Source organism: Dietzia sp. B44 (assembly GCF_014145245.1).
Classification (GTDB): Bacteria; Actinomycetota; Actinomycetes; order Mycobacteriales; family Mycobacteriaceae; genus Dietzia; species Dietzia natronolimnaea.
Genome location: NZ_JAALEF010000362.1, coordinates 1 through 2,886 on the forward strand (window position 1 = coordinate 1; position 2,886 = coordinate 2,886).

A 2,886-nucleotide genomic window follows, 5' to 3' on the forward strand; every position below is an offset into this window, starting at 1 on the left:
CGGGAGGCCATGCAGCGGCTGACCCAGGAGGGGTTGCTCGTCTCGCACCGCAACCGGGGGCTCTTCGTCCCGGACCTCTCCGCCGAGGCGGTCGAGGACATGTACCTGTTGCGCACGACCGTCGAGACCGCCGCGCTGGACCGCGTGCTCGCGCTGGGGTGGGGAGTCGACACCGCCGACGCGCTCGACGCCGCCGTCGCCGCGATGGCGTCCCTCGCCGACGAGCCACGGTCGGAGGCCATGGTCGAGGCGGACCTGGACTTCCATCACGTCCTGGTCGAGGCGGCCCGGAGCCCCCGCCTGTCGCGGGTGCACGAGACCGTCCTGGTCGAGACGAGCATGTGCCTGCACGCCATGCGCGGCACCTACTCGGACGCCGAGTCCAGGCTCGCCGAACACCGCGCGATCGCCGACGCCGTGCGGGCCGGGGACCCGGATCGGGCCAGGGAGTTGCTGGTCGACCACATGAGGGACGGGCTCGCGCGGGTCCGCGAGGGCGGCGGGGACCGGTGAGTGGCGCGATCAGCGGGAGACCGCGAGCCCGCTGCGCATCGCCCACGCCACCGCCTGCGGTCTGGTGGTCACCCCGATCTTGCGGTAGGCCTCCCGGATGTAGGTCTTGACCGTGTTGATCGACAGGTAGCAGGCCGCGGCGATCTCCTCGTTGGACCGGCCCTGGGCGATCAGCGCGAGCATCTCCGACTCCCGGGGGGTCAGGCCCACGTCGCCGGTCGGCCACAGTCCGGGGGACGTGTCCTCGCCGTCGCGGCCGAGCAGGCGCACCCGCTCACCCGCCGCGACCCGTTCCACGGCCCCGAGCAGCTCCTCGCCGGACAGTGATTTGGAGAGATACCCCGTCGCCCCCGAGGCGAAGGCCTCGTCGACAGCGCGCGGATCCGTGACGAACGAGTAGACGGCCACGGCCCCGATCGCCGGGTCGAGGGCCATGGCCGAGCACCGGGCCTGCCAGTCGACCGGGGAGGCGAAGGTATCGAACAGCACCACGTCCACGGGCACACCTGCGCGGGAGCCGGGCCCGTTCACCACGACCTCCACGCGGCCGGGGTACGCGGCCAGCAGTGCGTGCACACCGGCGATGACCAGTGTGTAGTCGTTCTCCACCGAGACCCTGACCGGCATCTGGGAACTTTAACAGTTGTGACCCGTCCCACCCCTGGGGGTGTGCCGAACTCCCTCGAGCGTGAATGAAGCTGGTTCCGACGGGGGGAGTGCCATGACGACCGCGACGAGAAGGATCGACGAACGATGGGCCTGGGCAGAGTACGGGATGTGCCAGGACGTACCGGACCTGTTCTACAACTCCGAGAACGAGTCGAGGAGCCTGCGCCGGCGCAAGGAGACGGCGGCCAAGAAGCTCTGCGCGCAGTGCCCGGTCATCCAACAGTGCCGCGCGCACGCCGTGGCCCACCGCGAGCTGTACGGCGTCTGGGGCGGGATGTCCGAGGCCGAGCGGCACCGGCTCGCCGGGCGGGTCCGCACCGGCTGACCGCCCACCGGCTGACCGACCACCGCCTTCCGCCGAACCGCCCACCGGCGGAGGGCGGCGGGCGATCAGCGCACCGGGATCGCGACGAGCTTGGTCTCCACGAACTCCTCGATCCCGGTGAGCCCGCCCTCGCGGCCGAGCCCGGACTGCTTGATGCCACCGAACGGCGCGGCCGGGTTGGAGACGATCCCGGTGTTGACGCCCACCATTCCCGCCTGCAGGCGCTCGGACATGGTCATCGCGCGGTCCAGGTTCTCGGTCATCACGTAGGAGACCAGGCCGAACTCGGTGTCGTTGGCCAGGGCCACCGCCTCGTCGTCGGAGTCGAACGGGATCAGGGCGGCCACGGGACCGAAGATCTCGGTGGACATGAGGTCGGAGTCGGCCGCCACTCCGGTCAGGACGGTGGGCGGGTAGAAGTACCCGGGTCCCTCGGTCCGCGATCCGCCGCACAGCACCTCGGCGCCGCGCTCCACGGCGTCGTCGACCAGCTCGACCACCTTCGTCACGGCCTTCTCCTCGACGAGCGGGCCCACGTCGGTGCCCTCTCGCGTGCCGTCGCCGACGGTCAGGGCGGACATCTTCTCGGTGAGGCGTCGTCCGAACTCGTCCAGTACCGACCGGTGCACGAGGATCCTGTTGGCCGAGGTGCAGGCCTCGCCCATGTTCCGCATCTTGGCTGCCATCGCGGCGCCCACGGCGGTGTCCATGTCCGCGTCCTCGCACACCACGAACGGCGCGTTCCCGCCGAGCTCCATCGACGTGCGCAGTACGCCGCGCGCGCACTGCTCGAGAAGCATGCGGCCGACAGGTGTGGATCCGGTGAAGGACAGCTTGCGGGCGATGCCGGAGTCGATCCACGGCTCCACCACACCGCCCGGGTCGGTGGTGCACACCACGTTGAGCACGCCGTCGGGAAGTCCGGCCTCGCGCAGGACGTCCACCACGTACAACGAGGTCAGGGGGGTGAGGTTGGCCGGTTTGAACACCATGGTGCAGCCGGCGGCGATGGCCGGGCCGATCTTGCGGGTGGCCATGGCCAGGGGGAAGTTCCACGGGGTGATGAGGATGCAGGGGCCGACGGGCTCGTGGGTCACCATGAGCCTGGTCTTGCCGTCAGGCGAGCGGCGGGCGTCGCCCCGGACGCGGCAGGTCTCCTCGGAGAACCAGCGGAAGAACTCGGCGCCGTACGCCACCTCCCCCTTGGCCTCGGCCAGTGGTTTTCCCATCTCCGTGGTCATGAGCAGCGCCAACTCGTCGGCGCGGTCGACTATCAGTTCGTACGCCCGGCGCAGGATCTCGGCCCGCTCACGCGCCGGCACCGCGGCCCACGAGGCCTGGGTGCGGCCCGCGCACCCGATCGCGGCGGCGGCGTCATC

4 protein-coding genes are annotated in these 2,886 nt (G+C 70.9%); 2 read left to right on the forward strand and 2 right to left on the reverse strand.

Going from position 1 to position 2,886, the window contains the following annotated elements; genetic code table 11:
* The coding region (locus tag G6017_RS11935; protein WP_182617539.1) for a GntR family transcriptional regulator at positions 1 to 513 on the forward strand (513 nt) is incomplete at its 5' end.
* A gap of 9 nt (positions 514 to 522) precedes the next feature.
* Here the strand turns inward: G6017_RS11935 and G6017_RS11940 are convergent.
* On the reverse strand, positions 523 to 1,140 hold the full coding sequence (locus tag G6017_RS11940) for a response regulator transcription factor (protein WP_179524514.1): 618 nt from the start codon (positions 1,138 to 1,140) through the stop codon (positions 523 to 525).
* Between the two features lie 94 nt (positions 1,141 to 1,234).
* Between G6017_RS11940 and G6017_RS11945 the strand changes: the two genes are divergently transcribed.
* The gene (locus tag G6017_RS11945) at positions 1,235 to 1,507 is read left to right on the forward strand and encodes a WhiB family transcriptional regulator (RefSeq protein WP_179524515.1); all 273 of its coding nucleotides are present in this window, start codon (positions 1,235 to 1,237) and stop codon (positions 1,505 to 1,507) included.
* 65 nt (positions 1,508 to 1,572) lie between these two features.
* On the opposite strand, the gene G6017_RS11950 is transcribed toward G6017_RS11945, so the two are convergent.
* Positions 1,573 to 2,886 (reverse strand): NAD-dependent succinate-semialdehyde dehydrogenase (locus tag G6017_RS11950; protein WP_182617541.1); only part of this gene is annotated, 1,314 nt, incomplete at its 5' end.